This window comes from Microbacterium sp. LWH11-1.2 (assembly GCF_038397745.1).
GTDB lineage: Bacteria > Actinomycetota > Actinomycetes > Actinomycetales > Microbacteriaceae > Microbacterium.
This window is the reverse complement of record NZ_CP151636.1, coordinates 3,652,995-3,673,797: the sequence shown is the minus strand read 5'-3', so window position 1 is coordinate 3,673,797 and position 20,803 is coordinate 3,652,995. Positions and strand designations below refer to the sequence as shown.

Annotated in this window: 15 protein-coding genes; 8 read left to right on the top strand and 7 right to left on the bottom strand. The window is 71.4% G+C overall.

Annotated features, from left to right (window positions below; genetic code table 11):
* Nucleotides 1-33: 33 nt before the first annotated feature.
* The gene (locus MRBLWH11_RS17955; RefSeq protein WP_341945798.1) at nucleotides 34-1,056 is read right to left on the bottom strand and encodes an endonuclease/exonuclease/phosphatase family protein; all 1,023 of its coding nucleotides are present in this window, start codon (nucleotides 1,054-1,056) and stop codon (nucleotides 34-36) included.
* A 62-nt stretch (nucleotides 1,057-1,118) separates the two neighbouring features.
* Here MRBLWH11_RS17955 and MRBLWH11_RS17950 point away from each other — a divergent pair, with 62 nt between their 5' ends.
* On the top strand, nucleotides 1,119-1,988 hold the full coding sequence (locus MRBLWH11_RS17950) for a PHP domain-containing protein (RefSeq protein ID WP_116636544.1): 870 nt from the start codon (nucleotides 1,119-1,121) through the stop codon (nucleotides 1,986-1,988).
* Nucleotides 1,989-2,051: 63 nt separating this feature from the next.
* Nucleotides 2,052-2,987, top strand: a complete 936-nt coding sequence (locus MRBLWH11_RS17945) for a DUF817 domain-containing protein (RefSeq protein ID WP_341945797.1) — start codon at nucleotides 2,052-2,054, stop codon at nucleotides 2,985-2,987.
* On the opposite strand, the gene MRBLWH11_RS17940 is transcribed toward MRBLWH11_RS17945, so the two are convergent.
* Entirely contained in the window at nucleotides 2,974-4,497 is a 1,524-nt protein-coding gene (locus tag MRBLWH11_RS17940; protein ID WP_116636542.1) for a DEAD/DEAH box helicase, read from the bottom strand. The two genes, MRBLWH11_RS17945 and MRBLWH11_RS17940, sit on opposite strands and share 14 nt — an antisense overlap.
* A gap of 192 nt (nucleotides 4,498-4,689) precedes the next feature.
* Between MRBLWH11_RS17940 and MRBLWH11_RS17935 the strand changes: the two genes are divergently transcribed.
* Nucleotides 4,690-5,403, top strand: a complete 714-nt coding sequence (locus MRBLWH11_RS17935; protein WP_116636541.1) for a ferritin-like fold-containing protein — start codon at nucleotides 4,690-4,692, stop codon at nucleotides 5,401-5,403.
* Here the strand turns inward: MRBLWH11_RS17935 and MRBLWH11_RS17930 are convergent.
* From MRBLWH11_RS17930 to MRBLWH11_RS17920, 3 genes are read right to left on the bottom strand one after another with little or no spacing between them, the layout of a single operon-like run.
* Nucleotides 5,400-5,897 carry a hypothetical protein gene (locus MRBLWH11_RS17930; RefSeq protein ID WP_243408994.1) on the bottom strand — a complete coding sequence of 166 codons (498 nt, stop codon included), beginning with the start codon at nucleotides 5,895-5,897 and terminating at the stop codon, nucleotides 5,400-5,402. The two genes, MRBLWH11_RS17935 and MRBLWH11_RS17930, sit on opposite strands and share 4 nt — an antisense overlap.
* Nucleotides 5,898-5,915: 18 nt before the next feature.
* The gene (locus MRBLWH11_RS17925) at nucleotides 5,916-6,203 is read right to left on the bottom strand and encodes a hypothetical protein (protein WP_116636540.1); all 288 of its coding nucleotides are present in this window, start codon (nucleotides 6,201-6,203) and stop codon (nucleotides 5,916-5,918) included.
* 7 nt (nucleotides 6,204-6,210) lie between these two features.
* Nucleotides 6,211-6,435, bottom strand: a complete 225-nt coding sequence (locus MRBLWH11_RS17920; RefSeq protein WP_116636539.1) for a DUF3107 domain-containing protein — start codon at nucleotides 6,433-6,435, stop codon at nucleotides 6,211-6,213.
* A 149-nt stretch (nucleotides 6,436-6,584) separates the two neighbouring features.
* Here MRBLWH11_RS17920 and MRBLWH11_RS17915 point away from each other — a divergent pair, with 149 nt between their 5' ends.
* Both MRBLWH11_RS17915 and MRBLWH11_RS17910 read left to right on the top strand, forming a co-directional pair.
* Nucleotides 6,585-9,794: an ATP-dependent DNA helicase gene (locus tag MRBLWH11_RS17915; RefSeq protein ID WP_341945796.1), complete on the top strand. Its 3,210-nt coding sequence runs from the start codon at nucleotides 6,585-6,587 to the stop codon at nucleotides 9,792-9,794.
* On the top strand, nucleotides 9,758-13,297 hold the full coding sequence (locus tag MRBLWH11_RS17910; RefSeq protein WP_341945795.1) for an ATP-dependent DNA helicase: 3,540 nt from the start codon (nucleotides 9,758-9,760) through the stop codon (nucleotides 13,295-13,297). Before MRBLWH11_RS17915 ends, MRBLWH11_RS17910 begins: the two co-directional genes overlap by 37 nt.
* Here MRBLWH11_RS17910 and MRBLWH11_RS17905 read toward each other — a convergent pair.
* Nucleotides 13,243-14,631, bottom strand: a complete 1,389-nt coding sequence (locus tag MRBLWH11_RS17905; protein ID WP_341945794.1) for a hypothetical protein — start codon at nucleotides 14,629-14,631, stop codon at nucleotides 13,243-13,245. The two genes, MRBLWH11_RS17910 and MRBLWH11_RS17905, sit on opposite strands and share 55 nt — an antisense overlap.
* A 97-nt stretch (nucleotides 14,632-14,728) precedes the next feature.
* Here MRBLWH11_RS17905 and nudC point away from each other — a divergent pair, with 97 nt between their 5' ends.
* Both nudC and MRBLWH11_RS17895 read left to right on the top strand, forming a co-directional pair.
* A complete protein-coding gene (gene nudC, locus MRBLWH11_RS17900; protein WP_341945793.1) occupies nucleotides 14,729-15,610 on the top strand; it encodes an NAD(+) diphosphatase in 882 nt (293 codons plus the stop codon).
* Entirely contained in the window at nucleotides 15,607-17,328 is a 1,722-nt protein-coding gene (locus MRBLWH11_RS17895; protein WP_341945792.1) for an ATP-dependent helicase, read from the top strand. The genes nudC and MRBLWH11_RS17895 overlap by 4 nt, the downstream gene beginning before the upstream one ends.
* Nucleotides 17,329-18,144: 816 nt before the next feature.
* Here MRBLWH11_RS17895 and MRBLWH11_RS17890 read toward each other — a convergent pair.
* A complete protein-coding gene (locus MRBLWH11_RS17890) occupies nucleotides 18,145-19,563 on the bottom strand; it encodes a zinc-dependent metalloprotease (protein ID WP_341945791.1) in 1,419 nt (472 codons plus the stop codon).
* Nucleotides 19,564-19,681: 118 nt separating this feature from the next.
* Here MRBLWH11_RS17890 and MRBLWH11_RS17885 point away from each other — a divergent pair, with 118 nt between their 5' ends.
* The gene (locus tag MRBLWH11_RS17885; protein WP_341945790.1) at nucleotides 19,682-20,773 is read left to right on the top strand and encodes a PDZ domain-containing protein; all 1,092 of its coding nucleotides are present in this window, start codon (nucleotides 19,682-19,684) and stop codon (nucleotides 20,771-20,773) included.
* The last annotated feature ends 30 nt before the right edge of the window (nucleotides 20,774-20,803 follow it).

Here is a 20,803-nt window from a genome sequence, read left to right as displayed (position 1 = left end):
CCAGTCTGTCATCTGGCGGGCATGCGCAGAAGCTCAGCCGGCCGGCTCCAGCTGCACGACGAGGGCGCGGTGGTCGCTTCCGCCCGCGTCGTCGAGCACGACCGAGCCCGAGGGCGTCCAGTTCTGCGAGACCATGACGTGGTCGATCGGTGCCCCCGCGAGCGGAGGGAGCGAACTCGGCCACGTGCCGGTCATGCCGTTGCCGGTGCGCGATGCCACATCGCGGCAGTATCCGATGTCGCCGCCGTCCATGCCGAGCGGCGCCATGTGATCGATGGTCGCGTTGAAGTCGCCGGCGAGGATGAAGTCGCCCTGGGGGCACTGGTCGGCGATCCACTGCAGGTCATGCCGCCACTGCTCCATCTCCTCCATGCGCGGCGCCACCGCATGCACGGCGACGATCGTGGGGCCGGCGCCGTCGATGGGCATGAGCACCGCGCTCGGCACCGAGCCCGTGTTGCTCGTGCCGTCCTTCGACGACTCGATCACGGAGTACTCGCCGAGGTCGGGGGCGACCAGCACCGTCGTCTGCCAGGACTGCGGCCCGTCCTGCACGTCGGGGCGGAACTGCACGTGATGCACCCACATCGGGTGCCCCTGCTCGCGCAGCATCAGCGCGATCTGCTCTCCGACCGCCTGTGTGGTCTCCGGGAGCGCCACGATGTCGGCGCCCTGCTCGAGGATCTGCTGCGCGATGTGCTCGGCCGAGACCGCCTCGCCCGCCGTGTTCCAGGTCAGGACGCGGACGCTTCCCTCACCCTTCTCCGGGAGGGCGGACGTGCCGAAGCCGCGCACGGCTCCGATGGCGCCGATCGCTCCCGCTCCGAGCAGGGCCACGATGAGCACGGATGCTGCGAATCCGCGCAGCGGACGGGCGAACAGGAGCAGGAGAGCGAGCACCGCCACGATCAGGAATCCCGCCAGAACCGGCCCGCGAGCCGACACGAGCTGCGCGAACGGGTAGGTCTGCTCGAGGTGGAAGAACTGCGGCCACACCACGATCGCCGTCGCGATCGCGAGCAGCACGGTGAACAGGACCCCCAGTAGTCGAAGCATCCCGACAAGCCTAGAAGCGCCGCCTGTGAAGTCCCTGCCGCCATGCTCGGTACGCTCGGAGGATGGCCACTCCGTCCTCTGGATTCGCCGGTCCCGCCGACCTGCACCTGCACTCCAACCATTCCGATGGCACGGAGAGCCCTGCGGAGGTGGTGCGCCAGGCGCACGCGCACGGCGTGCGGACGCTCGCCCTGACCGACCACGACCGCTCGACCGGCTGGCAGGAGGCGGGGGAGGCGGCCGCCGCGCTCGGGGTGACGTTCATCCCCGGGATGGAGCTGTCGGCCAAGCACGAGTGGCGCAGCGTGCATGTGCTCGGGTACCTCTTCGATCCGGAGGACCCGGCTCTCCTGGCCGAGACAGAGCGCATCCGCGGCGACCGGATCGGACGCGCGGAGCGGATCGTCCGCAACATCGGCCGCGACTACGACCTGCACTGGGACGACGTCGTCGCCCAGACCACGCTCGACGCCACCGTCGGTCGCCCGCACATCGCCGACGCCCTGGTCGCCCGCGGGATCGTGCGCGACCGCACCGAGGCCTTCGACGGCATCCTCCATCCGCGCGAGGGGTACTACGAACCCCACTACGCCCCGGACCCGCTCACGGCGGTCCGACTCATCACGGACGCCGGGGGAGTGGCGGTCATCGCTCACCCGGTCACCGGCCGTGATCTGATGATGCCGGTGCCCTACCTCGAGCGCCTCATCGCCGCAGGCCTCGGCGGGTTCGAGATCGACCACCGGGAGAACACCGAGGCGGGCAAGAGGAAGCTGCGGGAGATCGCCGCCGCGCACGACCTCATCGTCACCGGGTCGAGCGACTACCACGGCAGCGGCAAGCCCAATCGTCCGGGGGAGAACACGACGTCCGAGGAGATGGTCGCCCGGATCATAGACCGCGCGACCGGAACCGCCCCGCGCTTTCCCTGATCCTCGGCATTCTGTCGGGACACTCCCGGCCGGCTGTCGAGCGCCACGGATACGGTTCCAGGCATGCAGCGAGCGACTTCCCTGGAGCGCCGCGTCGATGCCGCCGCGAGGCGCGTGCTCCTCGGCGCTCCGGCGGACGGCATCCGCGCGGGACTCGTCGAGTTCGCGGTGTTCGTCCTCAAGCAGGCCTGGGCGTGCATCTTCGGCGCCGCGCTGCTGATCGTGATCGTCGCCGCGCAGCTCTGGTATCCCGACGACGCGGCCCTCGCCCGCAACGACGCGCTCACGATCGCCGCGGTTCTCATCCAGATCGCGATGCTGGTGTTCCGCCTCGAGAGCGGACGCGAGCTCTGGGTCATCGTCCTGTTCCATCTCACCGGCACGGCGATGGAGCTGTTCAAGACGGATGCCGGCTCGTGGGCCTATGCCGCCGACGGCGTTCTCCGCATCGGCGGGGTCCCGCTGTTCAGCGGCTTCATGTACGCGGCCGTCGGCTCGTACATGGTGCGCGTCTACCGGCTGTTCGATCTGGGGTTCACCCGCTACCCGCGTCGATGGATCACGGCGATCCTGGCCGCGGCGATCTACCTGAACTTCTTCACGCACCACTGGTGGTGGGACGCCCGCTGGGTGCTGCTCGCCGGGGTCGTGGCGCTCTGGGTGCCCACCGTGATGCACGCGCGTGTGTGGCGTCGCACCGTCCGGCTGCCGCTCCTGCTCGTCTTCGGCGGCGTGGCGGCGTTCATCTACCTCGCTGAGAACATCGGCACCTGGGCCGGGGCGTGGGCGTACCCCGATCAGGCGGAGACCTGGCAGCCCGTCTCGCTGAGCAAGCTGAGCTCGTGGTTCCTGCTGATGATCATCTCGGTGGTCCTGGTCGCGTGGGTCTATCCGCCGCAGATTCCCGGGTCGATGCTGCGCGCCGGTGCCGGAGACAGCGGAGGGGCGGATGCCGCTCGCGCAGCATCCGCCCCTCCGACGTCGATCAGGCCCCGGTGACGGGGGCGGCGCCGGGGGCGCCGGAGCCGCCGCGACGGCGACGACGACGGCGTGCCGGGGCCGGCTTCCCGTCGTGGTGCTCCTTGCCCGCACCGTCGTGGGTGCCGCTGCCGTCGGCGCCGCGATCGGCGGACGGAGCGGTCTGGCCGTCGGAGGCGGTCGACTCGGAGCCGCCCTCGGCGAAGGTGGAGCCGACCGGGTTCTCGCTGTTGCGACGGCGACGGCGGCGACGCGTGCCGCTCTCATCGCTGCCCTCGGCGGCGGCATCCGCTGCGCGCTCCGGGCGACGCGTGCGCTCGGTCTTCACCGACTGCGTCTTCGGGGCGGTCGTCAGACGACCCTTGGTGCCCTCGGGGATGTCGAGGTCGGAGAACAGGTGCGGGCTCGACGAGTAGGTCTCGACGGGCTCGGGCTGGCCGAACTCGAGGGCCCGGTTGATCAGGGCCCACTTGTGCAGGTCCTCCCAGTCGACGAAGGTCACCGCGATGCCGGTCTTGCCCGCGCGACCGGTACGGCCGGCGCGGTGCAGGTACGTCTTGTCCTCGTCCGGGATGGTGTGGTTGATCACGTGCGTCACGTCGTCGACGTCGATGCCGCGGGCGGCGACATCGGTCGCGACGAGCACATCGCGCTTGCCGGCCTTGAACGCGGCCATCGACCGCTCGCGCTGATCCTGACCCATATCGCCGTGCACGCCGCCGACGTTGAAGCCGCGGTCGCCCAGCTCGTCGACGAGGCGCTGCGCTGCACGCTTGGTGCGCGTGAAGATCACGGTCTTTCCGCGGCCCTCGGCCTGCAGGATGCGGGCGATGATCTCGTCCTTGTCCATCGAATGCGCGCGGTAGACGAGGTGCTTGATGTTCGCCTGCGTGAGGCCCTCGTCCGGGTCGCTGGCGCGGATGTGGATCGGGTTCGTCATGAAGCGGCGGGCGAGTGCCACGATCGGGCCGGGCATGGTCGCCGAGAACAGCTGCGTGTGCCGGACGGCCGGGACCTTCTGGAAGATCTTCTCGATGTCGGCCAGGAAGCCCAGATCGAGCATCTTGTCGGCCTCGTCGAGCACGACCTCGGTCGCGTTGGAGAGGTCGAGCAGGCGCTGCCCCGCGAGGTCGATCAGACGACCGGGCGTGCCGACGACGATCTGCGCGCCGGCCTTGAGCTGGTCGATCTGACCCTCGTAGGCCTTTCCGCCGTAGATCGCGACGACGCTCGTGGAGCGGTTGCTGGTGAGCAGATCGATGTCCTCGTACACCTGCACCGCGAGCTCACGGGTCGGGACGACGATGAGCGCCTTCACCCCGTGCTCCGGGTCCTTGCCGAGCCGCTGGACGACGGGGATGCCGAAGCCGAAGGTCTTGCCGGTACCCGTCTTCGCCTGGCCGATGATGTCCTGGCCGGGAAGGCCGAGGGGGATGGTCTGCTCCTGGATGGGGAAAGCGTCGACGATGCCCTTCGAGGCGAGCGCGTCGATGATGTCCTGATCGATATTGAGATCAGCGAAAGTTGTCACTTGTTCAGATGCCTGTCCGGCGACCCTCTGGGGCGCCACGTAAACGGATCCACGCCGTCTCTTGTGCCACAGGCGCGGGGGCCCGCTCCGACGGCGGGACACGCCCAGCCTACCCGAGGGGCGGTGCGGGCCAGGAAGAGGTGCTGCGCCCGAGTATTGTGAACGACGTGGTGAACTCGACAGGGAGGCCCCGTGGTTAAGTGGTTCTGGCAGCGCGACGCCGCGCCGCGCCGCACGCTGGCCCTCCGCAGCCGGGGCGATCAGGGCGACGCGACCCGCGTCGACTTCGCCGAGCTCGCGCCGGAGCTGAATCGCTTCCTCGGGCAGGCCGCGTACCTCCAGCTCGGCTACTTCGAGACGCTCACGCGTCTGATCCGCGCGACGCCCGAGCTCTCCGAGAAGGAATCCCTCTCCCGCGCGGCCGGAGCGGCGCTGACGAAGCATCGCGCGATCGTCGACCTCATCGCGGAACGAGGCGACGACCCGACGCAGCTCATGCTGCCGTTCCGCGAGAACCTCGACGCCTTCCGCCGCAAGACCATCGGCGCGCGCCCCCGCGAGACCCTGCTGGCGGTCTACATCACCGCGGGGATGCTCGACGACTTCTATCTGGCGCTGGCCTCGAGCTACGCCGACACCGGACGCCGGGTGGTCGAGATCCTCCGGGAGGACGATGCGCGCCACGAGATCGTCGCGATCATCCAGGAGACGATCGAGAGCGACGAGGAGTGGCGTTCGCTGCTGTCGATGTGGGCGCGTCGGCTCGTCGGCGACACGATCCTCGTCTGCCGCTCAGCGCTGCGCCCGGAGCGGCTCGCGGCCGACGACGAGCGCATCGAGCCCGTGTACACCGAGCTGATGGGCGCGCACGCGCGGCGCATGGACGCGATGGGGCTCGCCTCCTAGGCCGACCGCGTCCGCTCCAGCTTCCTGGTCAGGCGCCAGGCGATGACGAGCGGGATCACGCCGAGCACCCCGAACGACATGTCGATCAGCTGCCATCCGAGCGGGATGCCGCGGATGCCGCCGGCGATCAGGGCGAGCGGGATGATCCCGGCGCAGGCGATGACGCCGAACTGGATGACCCAGATGTTGCGCACCGGATCGACCAGCGGGCCGATGAAGACGACCGCGATCACGAGATGCGCGTAGGCGAGCCAGTCCGTGCCGTAGGAGATGAACGGGTAGCGTCCGTCCACGTCGGCCAGCGCATCGGCCACCCGGTCGACCCACGCCACGGCGTCGGGGAACCAGCCGGCGGCGGGAGATGCGTGCAGGATGTCGGAGCCGATCGCGAGTTCGATCCGCAGCGGAAACGCCGTGACGCCGCTCACGAACAGTCCGAGGATCATGATCCCGATGCAGATCCTGATCCAGCGCAGCGTGCGCCGCTCGTCCACGTCAGCTCGGTCGCCGGGTCAGATCCCGAGCGCGGCCTTGGCCTGGGCATCCGATCGGCGGCGCACCGCGACGATCGCCACCGTCGCCAGGACCGCGACGGCCACGGCTCCGAGGACGCTCGCGAGCCAGAGCCAGATGCTGTCCTCGCCGAGCCCCGCCCACTGCAGGCCGGTGTACGCGATCGCCGACACGGCCGTCGCGATGGCCGGAGTCACGGCGACGCCGCGCAGGTCGCGGCCGCCGATCAGATAGTGCGCGCCGATGCCGAGAGCGCACGCGCCGATGAGCGCGAGGAGGATGTACATCGTCCGGTCAGGCGACGAAGCCGACGCGGCGGGATTCCTCGGAGCCCAGCTCGATGTAGGCGAGGTTCGCGGTCGGGACGAGGTAGGAGTTGCCCTTCACGTCGGAGAAGTTCAGGTGCGTCGAGCTCTGCTCGAGTGCGGCCGAGACCTGGGTGCGGACCTCGTCCGCGCTCGCGCCGGTGTCGAAGCTCAGCTCGCGGCCGGTGTTGATGATGCCGATGCGGATTTCCACGCGTGCTCCTTGAAGTTCGTCGGACGTCCCAACTCTACCCCGCGCGCACCGGGCGGGATCGGCCGCCGGAGCCGGTTTCGCCGTGAGCGCACACGGCGTGCGGGCAGGGCGCGGCGACGATGTCCGCGCGCCCCGATACCGTGGAGGACATGACACCGGATGCCGCGCAGCGAGCCGTCGTCGCCGCCGCGTCGACCGCCTCGGGGGTCATCATCGGCGCGCCGGGCACAGGGAAGACCCGCACCCTCGTCGATCGCGTCGTGCACCTGCTCGACACCGAGGGGATGCGCCCGGAGGAGGTGCTCGTGCTCACGCCGAGCCGCCAGGCCGCGACCGCGCTGCGCGACCGGATCGGCGTGCGCATCGGGCAGGCGACACCGGGGCCCCTCGCTCGCTCGCTGGGCTCGTTCGCCTTCCAGCTCGTGCGCGGCGCGATGGTGCGTGCCGGCGCCGAGCCGCCGGCTCTGCTCACGGGCGCCGACCAGGACCGCATCATCGCGGAGCTGCTGGCGGGCGACGCCGAAGACGAGCGCATCCCGTGGCCCGAGGCGCTCAGCGCATCCGTGCGCGCGTCCAAGGGATTCCGCTCCGAGCTGCGAGCCTTCCTCGCGGAGTGCACCGAGATCGGCGCCCACCCCGACGAGCTCCGCGCGTCGGGCAACAAGGTGTGGGCCGCCGCGGCCGAGTTCCTCGTCGAGTACCGTGCGGTGCTCGACGCCCTGCGCTCGGCGCACCGCGACGCCGCCGACCTGCTCAGCGAGGCGAGCGCGATCCTGCAGATCGCCGAGCCCGCTGCGCTCGGTCCGCTCGCGTCGCTGCGGGTCGTGCTCATCGACGACGCGCAGGAGCTGACCCGAGGCGGGATCGCCGTGGTCGGGGCTCTGCGGAGCCGGGGGATCGCGGTGCTCGCGTTCGGTGATCCCGACATCTCCTCCGGAGCCTTCCGCGGCGCCAGCCCCGAGCTCTTCGCACAGCTCGCCGGCGTGCTGGGCGACGTGCGCGTCCTCGACGGGGCGCACCGCCAGCGTCCGGCGCTCACCGCTCTGACGCGCACCGTGACCCAGGCGATCGGCGTCTCCGGTCGCGTCGAGCACCGCCGGGCGCCGGTGCCGGTGGCCGACGAGGCTGCGGCGGCCGTGAGCACCTTCATCGCCCCTTCGCCGTACGAGGAGCTGGACCGTATCGCGGGCGTCATGCGCGACTGGCATCTGACCGACGGCGTCCGCTGGGATCGCATGGCCGTCATCGCGCACGACACCCGTCAGGTGACGACGCTCGAGACCGAGCTGGCGGCCCGCGAGATCCCGACACGAGCGGCAGGCGTCCAGCGTCCGCTCGGCAGCGAGGGCATCGTGCGCGACATCGTCGGCGTCGTGCGTCTCGCTCTGACGCCGGTCGACGAGCGGACCCCGCAGGCGCTGGAGGAGGCGCTGCGCACCCCGTTCGGCGGGATGGACGCCATCGGGCTGCGGCGTCTGCGTGCGCGGCTGCGGCACATCGAGCTCGAACAGGGCGGGTCGACCCCTGCCCGCGAGCTGCTGCGGCAGGCGATGGCCGCTCCCGCCCACCTGACGCTGATCGACGCTGCCGAGTCCCGCAGCGCGGCGCGGTTCGCTGAGACGATCGCTGCGCTCGCCGATGCCGCGTCCGCGGGAGAGACCATCCACGACCTCCTGTGGCGGGTGTGGGACCAGGCCCGCGCGGTCGACGGACGCAGACTGCATGTGGCCTGGCGGGAGATCTCGCTTCTGCCGACCGGTGCCGAGACCGCACGTTCCCTCGATGCGCTGGTGTCGCTGTTCGACGCGGCGAAGCGTTTCGTCGAGCGCTCGCCGAACGAGAAGCCCGAGACGTTCGTCCGCGACATCCTCGACAGCGAGGTCCCCGAGGACTCGCTCTCGACGCCGGATCGACCGGGCACGGTGACGCTGCTGACGCCGGCGACCGCGCTCGGCACCGAATTCGACGTCGTGGTCGTCGCCGGTGTGCAGGACGGCGTCTGGCCCAACGTCCGCCTGCGCGGAGGACTGCTGCAGACCTGGCGGCTCGCCGACGAGATCGAGGCCGCTCGGACGGGGACGAGAATCGAGGCCCCCGGCGTCGTCGACCGTCGCCGCGCGGCTCTGCACGACGAGCTGCGCCTGTTCGTGCGGGCCATCTCGCGCGCGCGCGACCGGCTCCTCATCACCGCGGTCGACGACGACGACATGACGCCCAGCGCTTTCTTCGGCTTCCTGCCCGCCCCCGAGTCGCCGGAGCGTCACGTGTCGGCCGAGCATCCGCTCACCCTGCGCGGCATGGTCGCCCGTCACCGTCGCACGCTCACCTCCGTGCCCTCCGAGACGCTGCGGCGCGAGGCGGCCGCGCAACTCGCCGTCCTCGCCCGCGAAGGCGTACCGGGCGCCGATCCGGCCGAATGGTACGGCGTGACCCCGCGATCGACGGATGCTCCGCTGCGCGATCTGGCGGTCGCCGGGGCGCGCGTGTCGCCCTCGAAGATGGAATCCTACGAGGAGTGCGGCCTGAACTGGGCCGTCACGGCTCTCGGCGGCGACACCGTCATGCCCCCCACGGCGGGGATCGGGACGATCGTGCACGAGGCGATGGAGCGGGTTCCCGACGGCGACCTCGAGCAGATGCGCGCGATCGTCGCCGAGCACTGGCCCGAACTCGACTTCGAGACCGAGTGGATCGGGCGCAAGGAGCGTCGGCGCGCCGACCTGTTCGTCGATCGGCTGCATGCGTACCTCGGCGACGTGAGCCGTGACGACGGCCAGGTCATCGGCAGCGAGGTCGAGTTCCGGTTCGCCGTCGACCTGGCGGACGAGGAGGCCGCACCCGTCGTGCACGCCGTCGGCGAGGACCGCGCGAATCAAGCCATCATCCACGGGTACATCGACCGGGTCGAGGCCTATCCGCCGGGGCTCGGCGAGCATGCGCATGCGCGCGGCCGCGGCTGGGAGTCGATGTCGGGCGGTCCGGCCGGGCCCACCGTGGTGGTCGACCTGAAGACCGGCAAGACCGATCCGGAGTCCGACTCCGGCGTGCTCGAGCATGCCCAGCTCGCGGCGTACCAGGTCGCCGTGCAGCAGGGGCTGATCGAGGGGGCTCCGCCCGAATCGCTCGCCGGTGCGCGCCTCGTGATCGTGTCGAAGACCCTCGCGAAGAGCGACTACCGGATCGCCCACCAGCACACGCTCGACGACGAGTCGCGCTCGGCCTTCCTGCGCCGAGTGGCGGGCGCGGCACGCGGCATGTCGGCGTCGAGCTTCACGGCCCAGGTCGAGTCGCACTGCGCCGACACGCAGCGCCGCGTGCACCCGTGCCGCATCCACACCGTGCCGGCGGTGAGCTCGTGACGGCATGGGCGGTATCCGGCAGCCTGTCCGCGACCGACATCGCCGCCGCCCTGGGGCAGCCGCCGCCCACCGCGGCGCAGCAGCGCGTGATCGAGGCGCCGCCTGAGCCGGCGCTCGTCGTCGCCGGTGCGGGCAGCGGCAAGACCGAGACCATGTCGGGACGCGTTGTATGGCTCGTCGCCAACGGGCACGTGCGCCGCGACGAGATCCTCGGGCTCACCTTCACGCGCAAGGCGGCCGGGGAGCTCGCCGAGCGGATCGGGACCCGCCTCTCCGTGATCGACGAGTACGGACGACGGGGACTGCTGCCGCATCTCGCCGAGATCGTTCGCGGCGATGCGCTCCGCCGCATCGCGGATGCGGCGTCGGGACGTCAGCGCGAGCTCGTGCGCACCCACGTCCTCGACGAGCTGGCGTCGGGATTCGGGACGGGGTGGGATCCGGCGACGCCCCGCGCCGCCGAGGACCTGATGATCCGTCCGCGGGTGTCGACGTACAACGCCTTCGCCGACGGGATCGTCCGCGAGCACGCCGCGCGGATCGGTCGCGACCCCGACGTGGCGATGCTCAGCCAAGCCGCGTCCTGGATGCTGGCGCGCGAAGTGGTGCTGCGCAGCGACCTTCCCGAGCTCGAGAACATCGACTTCGCTCTCGGGACCGTGATCGACGCCGTGCAGCGGCTGGCCGGGGATGCGCTGGATCACCGCGTCGATCTCGACCTCGCGGAGCGGATCGCGCGGGAGCAGGCACTCGCCTTCGCCCCCTACCGGTCGAACGCCGACGTCGAGAAGGCGGCGTCGAACCTGCTGAGCCTGCCCACCCTCGCCGACCTCGTTCGCGACTACATGGCCGAGAAGGAGCGGCGCGGCGTGCTCGACTTCGCCGACCAGGTGGGCGGCGCCTACGACATCGTCGAGTCCGCCCCCGACGTGCGCGCCGAGCTCCGCGAGCAGCACCGTGTCGTGCTCCTCGACGAGTATCAGGACACCTCCGTCATCCAGACCCGGTTCCTCGCCGACCTCTTCCGGGATGCCGCGGTCATGGCGGTCGGCGACCCGCACCAGTCGATCTACGGGTGGCGGGGCGCGAGCGCCGACAACCTGTACGCCTTCTCGAAGACATTCGCGAGCACGGGAGCCGCACAGACGTACAGCCTGATGACGAGCTGGCGCAACGACCGCGGCATCCTCGACATCGCGAACCGGGTGCTCGAACCCCTGCAGCGGCCGGGACTCGATGTGCCGCCGCTCGAACCGCGTCCGGGCGCGGGCGACGGAGTCGTGAGCGTGCGCTTCCCGTTCACGGTCGACGACGAGGCCGCGGCTGTCGCGGAATGGTTCGCCGAGCGTCGCGCCGCGCACGAGGCGCAGGGTGCAGCCGGAGGGAAGGGAGACCACGGTCCCCACACCGGCGCGATCCTCTTCCGGTCGAAGAGGCACATGCAGACCTTCGCCGGAGCGCTCGCCGCCCGCGGCATCCCGCATCGGATCCTCGGCCTCGGGGGACTGCTCACGACGCCCGAGGTGGTCGATGTCGTCTCCACGCTGCGGGTCGTCCACGACCCGACGGCGGGGTCGGCGCTGATCCGCCTGCTCACCGGACCGCGCTTCGGCGTGGGGGTCGCCGACATGGGTGCGCTGTACGACCTCGGTCGCACGCTCGCGGAACGAGACACCGACATGGCGCCCTTGCCGGAGGAGGTGCGGGCGAGGCTGCGTTCGTCGCGCGGTGCCGACGAGGCGGTGTCGATCATCGACGCCGTCGACGTCGTGCGCGCGGTCAGGGACGACTACCGCATGCTCGAGGAGATCACGCCGGAGGGGCGTGCACGGATCCGCGCGGCCGGCGAGATGCTCGAGCGCCTGCGGCGGGCATCCTCGCAGCCGATCCCGGAGCTGATCCGGTTGATCGAGATGGAGCTGCGGCTGGACATCGAGCTCGCGTCGAACGAGACCAGGGGCCCTGCCCGGATCGCGGCGACCCAGCTGCGGGCCTTCGCCGACGAGGTGCGGGCGTTCCTCGCCGCGGACGACCGCGGCACCATCGGAAGCCTCCTGGCCTGGCTCGACAAGGCCGAGAGCACCGATGAGCTCATGCCCCGACCGGAACCGCCGGAACCGGGGGTCGTCCAGCTGCTCACGATCCACGGTTCGAAGGGGTTGGAGTGGGACGCGGTCGCCGTGGTCCGGCTCGTGGCCGACGAGCTGCCCAGTCGCGTCTCGGACACCTCGGGCTGGTTCGGCTTCGGCGTGGTGCCCTTCGCACTGCGCGGCGATCGCGATGCGCTGCCGCGCTTCGAGTGGGATCCCGTCGAGGCGATGGGGGAGGAGACCGACCCCGAGAAGCGGCAGAAGCTCGCGCAGGCCTCGCTCTCCGGCGGAGCGACGAAGGCCAACCCTCAGGGCGGGGCCCTCAAACGCTTCAAAGACGCGTACCGCGCGTATCAGCAGCAGGAGGAACGTCGGCTCGCGTATGTCGCGGTGACGCGTGCGCGGACCGATCTGCTGCTCAGCGGTGCGCACTGGGCGGGGCAGAAGGCGCCGCGCACGCCGAGCCCCTACCTCATCGAGGCCATCGACGTGCAGGGGCTGGAGCCGATCGAGCCGGTCGACCCGGACGAGAATCCCTACGAAGGGCCGGGGTCGACGCTCACCTGGCCGCTCGATCCGCTGGGTGCACGGCGCGCCGCCGTGACCGCGGCGGCGGCCGCTGTCGATCAGGCGACCAGGACCGGCGTCGCGCAGCCTTCCCCGGAGCTGACCCGCCTGCTCGCCGAGCGCGCCGCACGCCAGCGGGGGACGGATGCCGCGGCCCCGACCCGCGTCCCGGCCTCGCGCTTCAAGGACTACGTCACGGACTTCACCGGAACGCTGTCCTCGATCGTGCGGCCGATGCCCGAACGGCCCTACCGGCAGACGCGGCTGGGCACGCTGTTCCACGCCTGGGTCGAGCAGCGCTCAGAGCTCGTCGGCGTCGGAAGCCGCGTCGATGAGGCGCTGTGGGAGCTCGACGAGGACGAGCCGCCCACCGAAGCCGGGTTCGCCGCCGGCGGCAGCGCCGACGGTCCGACGTCGTCGGCGGATGCCGCAGATCTCGCGGCGCTGCAGGAGACGTTCGAGCGCAGCGAGTGGGGCGGCCTGAAGCCGATCGCCGTCGAGATCGAGATCGACTTCGCGCTCGGCGCGGGTGTGGAGGGGACCGAGCAGGCGCACATCGTCATCTGCAAGCTCGACGCCGTCTATCGTCGTGACGACCGCGGCGGGCGCATCGAGATCGTCGACTGGAAGACGGGCAAGGCGCCGCGGACGGCGCAGGAGCGGGACGAGCGGATGCTGCAGCTCGCGCTCTACCGTCTCGCCTACCACCGACGCTTCGAGGTGCCGTTGGACGAGATCGACGTCGCGCTGTACTACGTCGCGGACGATCTCGTCATCCGCGGCGACCGGGTCTACTCCGAGGACGAGCTCTTCCAGCGCTGGAGCGCGGCGCGCGCCGCGCGCTGAGCCTCTTCCGAGTCCTCGGCGGATTCCTCCGCGGAGGCGTCGCCCGAGGCGTCGGATTCGCGGCGCTGCGGAGCCAGCGGATGCGAGTCCTCGCGCACGCCGGCGACCCCGTTCGTGCCGGCGAACATGCTCGCGACGCCGGAGAGATCCTCGGTCTCGAGATTCAGCATCTCGGCGCGGTGGGCGGCATCGGCGCTCTCCGGGTCGGATGCCTCCTCGCGTGCGGCCCACGGCGGGGTGGGCTCGGCATCGGCATCGGCATCGGCATCGGCGTCATCATCGCGCGCGTCGTCGGTGTCTGCGGCGGCGGCCCAGAGCTCGTTCGGGTTGTAGGCGTCCGTCTGCATGGACGTGTCCACGTGGGTCGCGGCGGTGGCCGGCACACGGTCCAGAGCGTCGAGTGCGGAATCTACCCCCTCGCTCCGGGCCGCGATGATGCTGAGGTCGTCGGTGCGCAGGCCCTCGGCGAGGGATTCGAGCAGCGCGGCCGCGTCATCGACGATGTCGGGCCGGCGCATCGCGTCGCCGTGCACCAGCCACCGCGCGAATTCGAGCTCTGCCAGCAGTCGTGCGCGGACCTCGAGACCGGGATCCGGTGCGCGATCGACCGCACGCGCGTAGGTCGCGTGCACGTCGGGCGCGGCATCCGGTGCAGCCGACAGCCAGGAGAGATCGACGGCGGGATCGCCGACGGAGAGCCCGTGCCATCCGACGAGGCCGGTGACCTCGGGGCCGCGCTCGGGGTGATCCGTGAAGACGAACGAGGTCGCCTGGACGCCACCGAGGACCACGGTCGACTCGAACCGCCACAGGTCGTCGTCGGCGACGGCGTCGCGCCAGCGCACCGTGAGGCGCGCGGGCACCCGGCCCGTCGCCGCTGCGGAGTCGATGAGGCGGCTCAGCTCGTCACGGGTCTCGTCTGCCGAGCGGGTCACGAGACCGGCTCCGCGGACGACCGAGGTCGGCATCCCGTGGACGGCGGCGATCGCGGCACCCATCGATTCGGCCGCGCCACGCCCGGCCGGGACGAGCGAGGCGTCGATCTGGAATCCGGGGAGGAGCTCGGTCACCAGCGCGCGGCCCGCGCCGACCGATGTCTCGCCGATGTACTCGGGCGCCTGGAACGGCAGCATCGCGCGGGCGCCGTCGGTCAGGGCACGCAGCGCCAGGGCCTCCGCGGCCAGTTCTCGAGCGGCCTCCTCGTCGTCGGCGACGCGGATCGCGAGTTCACGGCCGTCGGCCAGAGAGGCGACCGCCGAGTCGAACCGGCCGTCGCCGTCGGCGCTCAGAGGGCGAGCACCCGTGACCTCCGCGCCGGGCAGTGCGGCCGTCACCGCCGCGGCTAGAGTGAATGGAGAGCGTCCCATGCCCCCAGGGTAGGTCGACGCCGGGGCGGTCCCGCCTCCGCCACGCCCGTGAGAGAGGGAGTCGATGACCTTTCAGCCCCCGTCCCTCGACCGCGCCGCCGAGCTTCGCGAGGAGCCGGACGTGCTCGAGCGTCTGCGAGACGACCCCGGAACCCGGGTCATCGTGGTGCGCGAGGGGCGCGTGCGGGTCGTCGACTCGACCCTGCTGCGCGTGCCGGCGGACGCCGTCGGCGACGCGACATGGGCGCTGCTGGGTCGCGATCAGGACGGGACCGTGCTGCTGCTCGCCGTCGCACCGCCCGAGAACGATGCCCTCGACGCGGCTCCGGACGAGATCTGGCTCGGGCTGCGCGACCTCGGCGGACGCATCGACCGCGTCGAGTCCGAACTGCTCGTCGAGGCGATCGCGCTCGCCGGATGGCTGCGCGACGCACCCTTCTGCCCGACCTGCGGCGGCGGCACCGAGGTGCGGCAGGCCGGCTGGTCGCGGCGCTGCCTCGTCTGCGGGCGGGACCACTTCCCACGCAACGACCCCGCGGTGATCGTCGCCGTCGAGAGCCGCGACGGCGAGCGCCTGCTGCTCGGAGCGAATGCGAACTGGGGCGGGCGCATGTACTCCTGCTTCGCGGGCTTCACCGAGGCCGGGGAGTCGCTCGAGGCGACCGTGCATCGGGAGATCGAGGAGGAGTCCGGCGTGCGCCTCTCCTCGCTGCGCTACATCTCGTCGCAGGCCTGGCCCTTCCCGCGCTCGCTGATGATCGGCTTCCGCGCGGTCGTCGACGACGAGTCCGCGGCTCTCGCCGACGGCGAGGAGATCGTCGACGTCCGGTGGTTCACCCGGAGCGAGATCGCCTCCGCCCTCGCCGGCGACGGGCCTGTGGGGCTGCCGGGTCCGGCATCCATCGCGCGCGCGCTGATCATCGACTGGTACGAGGACCACGCGTGAGCGCACTCGATGCCCTCGACGAGCGGCAGCGGGCTGCGGCATCCGTCCTGCGGGGTCCGGTCGCCGTGCTCGCCGGCGCGGGAACCGGCAAGACCCGCGTGATCACGCATCGCATCGCGCACGGCGTCGACACCGGGGCGTATTCGCCGTCGCGGGTCATGGCGGTGACCTTCACCGCGAAGGCGGCGGGGGAGCTCCGAGGCCGGCTGCGCGCTCTGGGCGTCGAGGGCGTCGCGGCGCGCACGTTCCACGCCACCGCCCTCGCGCAGCTGAACTTCTTCTGGCCGACGCTGGCCGGCTCGCCCGCCCCGGCGATCATCACCAACAAGGTGCGGATGCTGGGGCAGGCGGCCGACGCGATCCGGCTGCGACCGAGCACCGCCACCCTCCGGGACATCGCATCCGAGATCGAGTGGCGCAAGGTGTCGATGCTCTCGATCGACCAGCATGCCGCGCTCGGCCGCACGGTGACGGGTGTCGACTCCGGGCAGCTGGTCGAGCTGATGCGCAATTACGAGGCGCTGAAGGACGAGCGGCGGCAGCTCGACTTCGAGGACGTCCTGCTCGCCTGCGCCGGCATGCTGGAGGCGGAGCCGCGCGTCGCGGCATCCGTCCACGAGCAGTACCGCCACTTCACTGTCGACGAGTTCCAGGACGTCTCGCCGCTGCAGAACCGGCTGCTGGAGCTCTGGCTGGGGGATCGCCAGGACATCTGCGTCGTCGGCGACGCCAGCCAGACCATCTACTCGTTCGCGGGCGCCGAGCAGCGCTTCCTGCTCGAGTTCGAACGCCGTCACCCGGATGCGACCGTCGTGCGGCTCGAGACGAACTACCGGTCGCAGGCTCCGATCCTCACCGCGGCCAACGCGCTGATGCACGGTCGTCCCGGTGCTCTCGAACTCGTCCCCGCCCGAGAGCAGTTCACCGCGGACGCCCCCACCGTCACCGCCTACGACTCCGAGTCCGAGGAGGCCGCGGGCATCGCCGCGGCGATCTCCGCCCGGATCGCCGCGGGAGCCTCCCCGGCCGAGATCGCGGTGCTGTACCGCGCTCACGCGCAGTCGGCGGTGCTGCAGCAGGCGCTCGCGGCGGAGGGCATCCCGACCTCCGTCCTCGGCGGCACGCGCTTCTTCGCGATGCCCGAGGTGCGACAGGCGATCCTCGCGCTGCGCGCCGCGGCCGTGGCTCCGACCGAGCAGGGCTTCCTGCCGAACGTGCAGCGGGTGCTGCGCGAGCTCGGACTGACCGACGAGCCGCCCGCTGCCGGCGGCGCCCAGCGCGACGGCTGGGAGGCGCGACGGGCGATCCTGCGACTCGCGGAGGAAGCGGGCTCCGAGGCGAACCTGCGCACGTTCAGCGACGCCATGATGGCGCGGGCGAAGGATCAGCACGAGCCCACCATGCGCACCGTGACGCTGTCGACCCTGCACGCCGCGAAGGGCCTCGAGTGGCCGCACGTGCACCTCGCGGGGTGGGCCGAGGGATCGCTGCCGATCTCCTACGCATCGAGCTTCGAGGCCATCGATGAGGAGCGGCGACTGGCCTATGTGGGGGTCACGCGCGCCGCACGGACGCTGGACATCTCGTGGTCGCGGTCGGCAGGGCGAGGAGAGCGGGCACCGTCGCGGTTCCTGGCGGAGATGGGGACGACGGCGCGCGGCACCGGCATCCTTCGTGAAACGTCACCGCGCGATGCTCGCGCGAACCGTCCGCGCTGACCCGCACGATCTCGCCGCCGTCTCCCGCCGCGAGGAGTCGCGCCGCCGCGAGTGCGCCCTCCGCCACCTGCGCTGCCCGCAGCACAGCGGGACCGCGGCCGATCATCTGTGCATGCAGCAGCGGCCACGCCGGGTCGAGGCGCGCATCGTCGGCGTCTCGGCAGGCCAGACAGGGCGACTCCCCGGGGAGTACCAGGGGACCGGCCGAGACCCGGCCCGGCTCGAAGGCGACGGGGAGATGGGGGATGTCCTTGCGCAGGTAGCGCGCGAACTGTACGGCGGCGGCGGCGCCCTGCACGAGGATCACGCCGACCGCACCGCGGACCGAGCGGTCGACCAGCGCGATCCCCTCGTCCTCGAGCACCTCTCTGGCGCGGTGGGCGGCGCGTCCGTCGGTGACGCCGATGATCTCGACCCAGGCGGGGCGAACCGTCGGCGGATCGTCGATCAGCAGGTGCTCGATCCTGGCCAGCAGCATCCGGGCGTCCTGTCGCGGGGCTCCCACGCCGTGCGCGATCACGTCGAAGGCGGCTCGGCGGAAGCCGGAGCGCAGGCGACTCAGCAGCAGCTCCACCCACGGTGCGTCGACCGCGATGCGCGGCCCCTCGTCGACGCCGAGCTGGAGCGTCCGCTCATCCCGCCAGAGCAGCGGCGCGCTCGGATCCAGACGGGTGAGGGTCGGCGGGGTCAGCGGCATCCCCCGATTCTGGTGAAGCCCAGGATGCCGTGGTGCGGAGAAGGCCGGTCCGTGGAGAACTTCCGTGCTTCCCGAGCCAGGGGAGGAGCGGTGCGCATCGCCCGCTCCACCCGGAGACCTCAGACCGGTCGTTCGCCCTCGGGTGCGCCGTCCCCGTCCGGGTCGTCGGACCCGTCGGCATCGTCCGTCTTCTCCGTCGGATCCCCGGCGGAGAAGTCGTCGCCGTCGAGCAGACGGGCGAGAGCCTCGTCGAACTCGTCCGCGACCGGCTGCTCACCGCGCTCGGCGGCCTGCAGCCGGGCGACCAGTGCACTCGGGTCGTCGATGTCGTCGGCGGTCGGCATGAGGTCGGGATAGTCCCACAGGGCATCGCGGGCGCCGATGCCGACGGCATCCGTCACGGCCTGCCACATGGCCGAGGCCTCGCGCATCCGCCGCGGACGCAGCTTGAGCCCGACGAGGGCGCCCAGGGCGTCTTCGGCAGGGCCGCCGACCGCGCGACGACGACGGGCCGCCTCGGCGATGCGCGCCCCGTCGGGGAGCCGTGCGGTGGCCTGAGCGGTGACCACGTCCACCCAGCCGTCGATCGTCGCGATGAGGTTCTCGAGACGCGTCAGGGCCTCGCGCTGAGCCTCGGTCTGCGCGGGGAGCAGCGCCCCGCCCTCGATCGCCGCCCGCAGCTCCTCCGGGTCAGAGGGGTCGAGGCGGCTGGCGACGTCTTCGAGCGCATCCACGTCGACGCTCACGCCGCGTGCGAAGTCGGTGATCTGCGCCATCACGTGCAGGTGCAGCCACTTGGCGTGGCGATAAAGCCGCGCATAGGCGAGCTCGCGCGTCGCCAGGTACAGGGCGATCTGGTCCTCGGGGATCTCCAGTCCCTCGCCGAACGCCGTGAGGTTCTGCGGGATGACGGCGGCCGTCCCGGCAGGGAGCACCGGGATGCCGACGTCGCCGCCGGACACCACCTCGAGCGAGAGATTGCCCAGGACCTGGCCGAACTGCGCGGCGAACACAGAGCCGCCGAGGCCGCGCATGAGCTTGCCCGCGCCCTGGACGACGCCGCGCATCTCCTCGGGCACCTGGGTGTCGAGGGCGGAGGTCAGCGCATCGGCGATGCTCGTCGACACCGGCCCGGCGATCTCCTTCCAGACGGGCAGGGTCTTCTCGACCCACTCGCCGCGGGTCATCGCGGTGGGAGCCTCGCTCAGTTCGGAGATCGTCGTCGCCTCGCCGAGCCACAGGTTCGCGAGCGTGAACGAGTCGACCAGCGAGCTGCGCGAGCCGTCGGTCACCCCCTGGCCGTCGCGATTCGCGATGTGCAGTGCCTGGCGCTGCGCGTTCTCCCACGGGTCTCCGCCGAACGCACCCTGCAGCTGCGACATGATCGTCTGCATCATCGCGGGGTCGAACTGGAAGCCCTCCATGCCCTGCATGGCATCCCGCAGGGCCTCGGGGTCGATGTCCCCGCCGCCCTGGTTCGAGAGCATCTTTCGGAGGAACTCCTGGAAGTCCTCGGGAGTCGGGTCGTTGTCTGCCATGTCGTTCGCCCTCTCAGCACGCCTATAGCCGTGGCATCTACGCTAGTCACAGGTTTCTGCACGCGTCCCCGAAGCGAGCAGATCGCTGTACGCCGCTCGCGAACGACGGAGGAATGCTGTGGATCGAACGCGGTCTGGAAAGCCCGGACTCGGTGTCTGGGCGCTGATCGTCGCGCTCATCGCCCTCGTGGTCCTGACCTTCCTGCCGACGCCGTACGTGATCCAGCGTCCCGGTCCCGTCTACGACACGCTCGGCACCGCGACGGGGACCGACGGCGAGCAGGTGCCGCTGATCAGCGTCGAGGGTGCCGAGACGTTCGAGACGGGTGGCACGCTCGACCTCACGACCGTGCAGGTCGTCGGCAACCGCGAGCGCACTCCGAGCTGGTTCGAACTCGCCCTCGCCTGGATGGACTCGTCCCGCGCGGTCGTGCCGCTCGACTCGGTCTTCCCTGAGGGCGTCACCACGGAGCAGCGCGATGAGCGCAACGCGATGCTGATGGTCGATTCCCAGCACGAGGCGACGGCCGCAGCCCTGAACGAGCTCGGCTACGACACGGGAGCGAAGGTCGTCGTGCAGGAGGCCGTGGCGGACGCCCCGGCCGACGGGCTGCTCGAGGGCGAAGACGTGATCACCGCGATCGACGGGACGCCGGTCACCTCCGCCACGCAGCTGCGCGAGGCGATCCAGAAGGCGGGCGGCGACCCGGTCGCCCTCACCGTCCTGCGCGCGGGCGAGGAGAAGACCGTCGAGGTGACTCCCGAGGAGCACACCGAGAACGACGTGACCACCTGGCTCATCGGCATCACGCTGCGCACGGACTACGACTTCGAGGTCGACGTCACGCTCCAGCTCGACAACGTCGGCGGCCCCAGCGCGGGGATGATGTTCGCACTCGGCATCATCGACACGCTCACCGAGGGCGAGCTGAACGGCGGCCACAACATCGCCGGCACCGGCACGATCGACGCCGAGGGCACGGTCGGGCCGATCGGCGGCATCCGTCAGAAGCTCTACGGCGCGCGCGACGCCGGAGCGGACTACTTCCTCGCGCCGGCCTCGAACTGCGACGAGGTGGTGGGGCATGTGCCCGACGGACTGCAGGTGATCCGCACCGCGACGCTCGAGGAGTCGCTCGACGCGCTCGAGGTGATCGCGGCGGACGGCGACGTCTCCTCCCTCCCCACGTGCGAGCTCGCCGGCTCGTGAGCAGGGGAGCGGCCGTGACCTCGCCGTGAC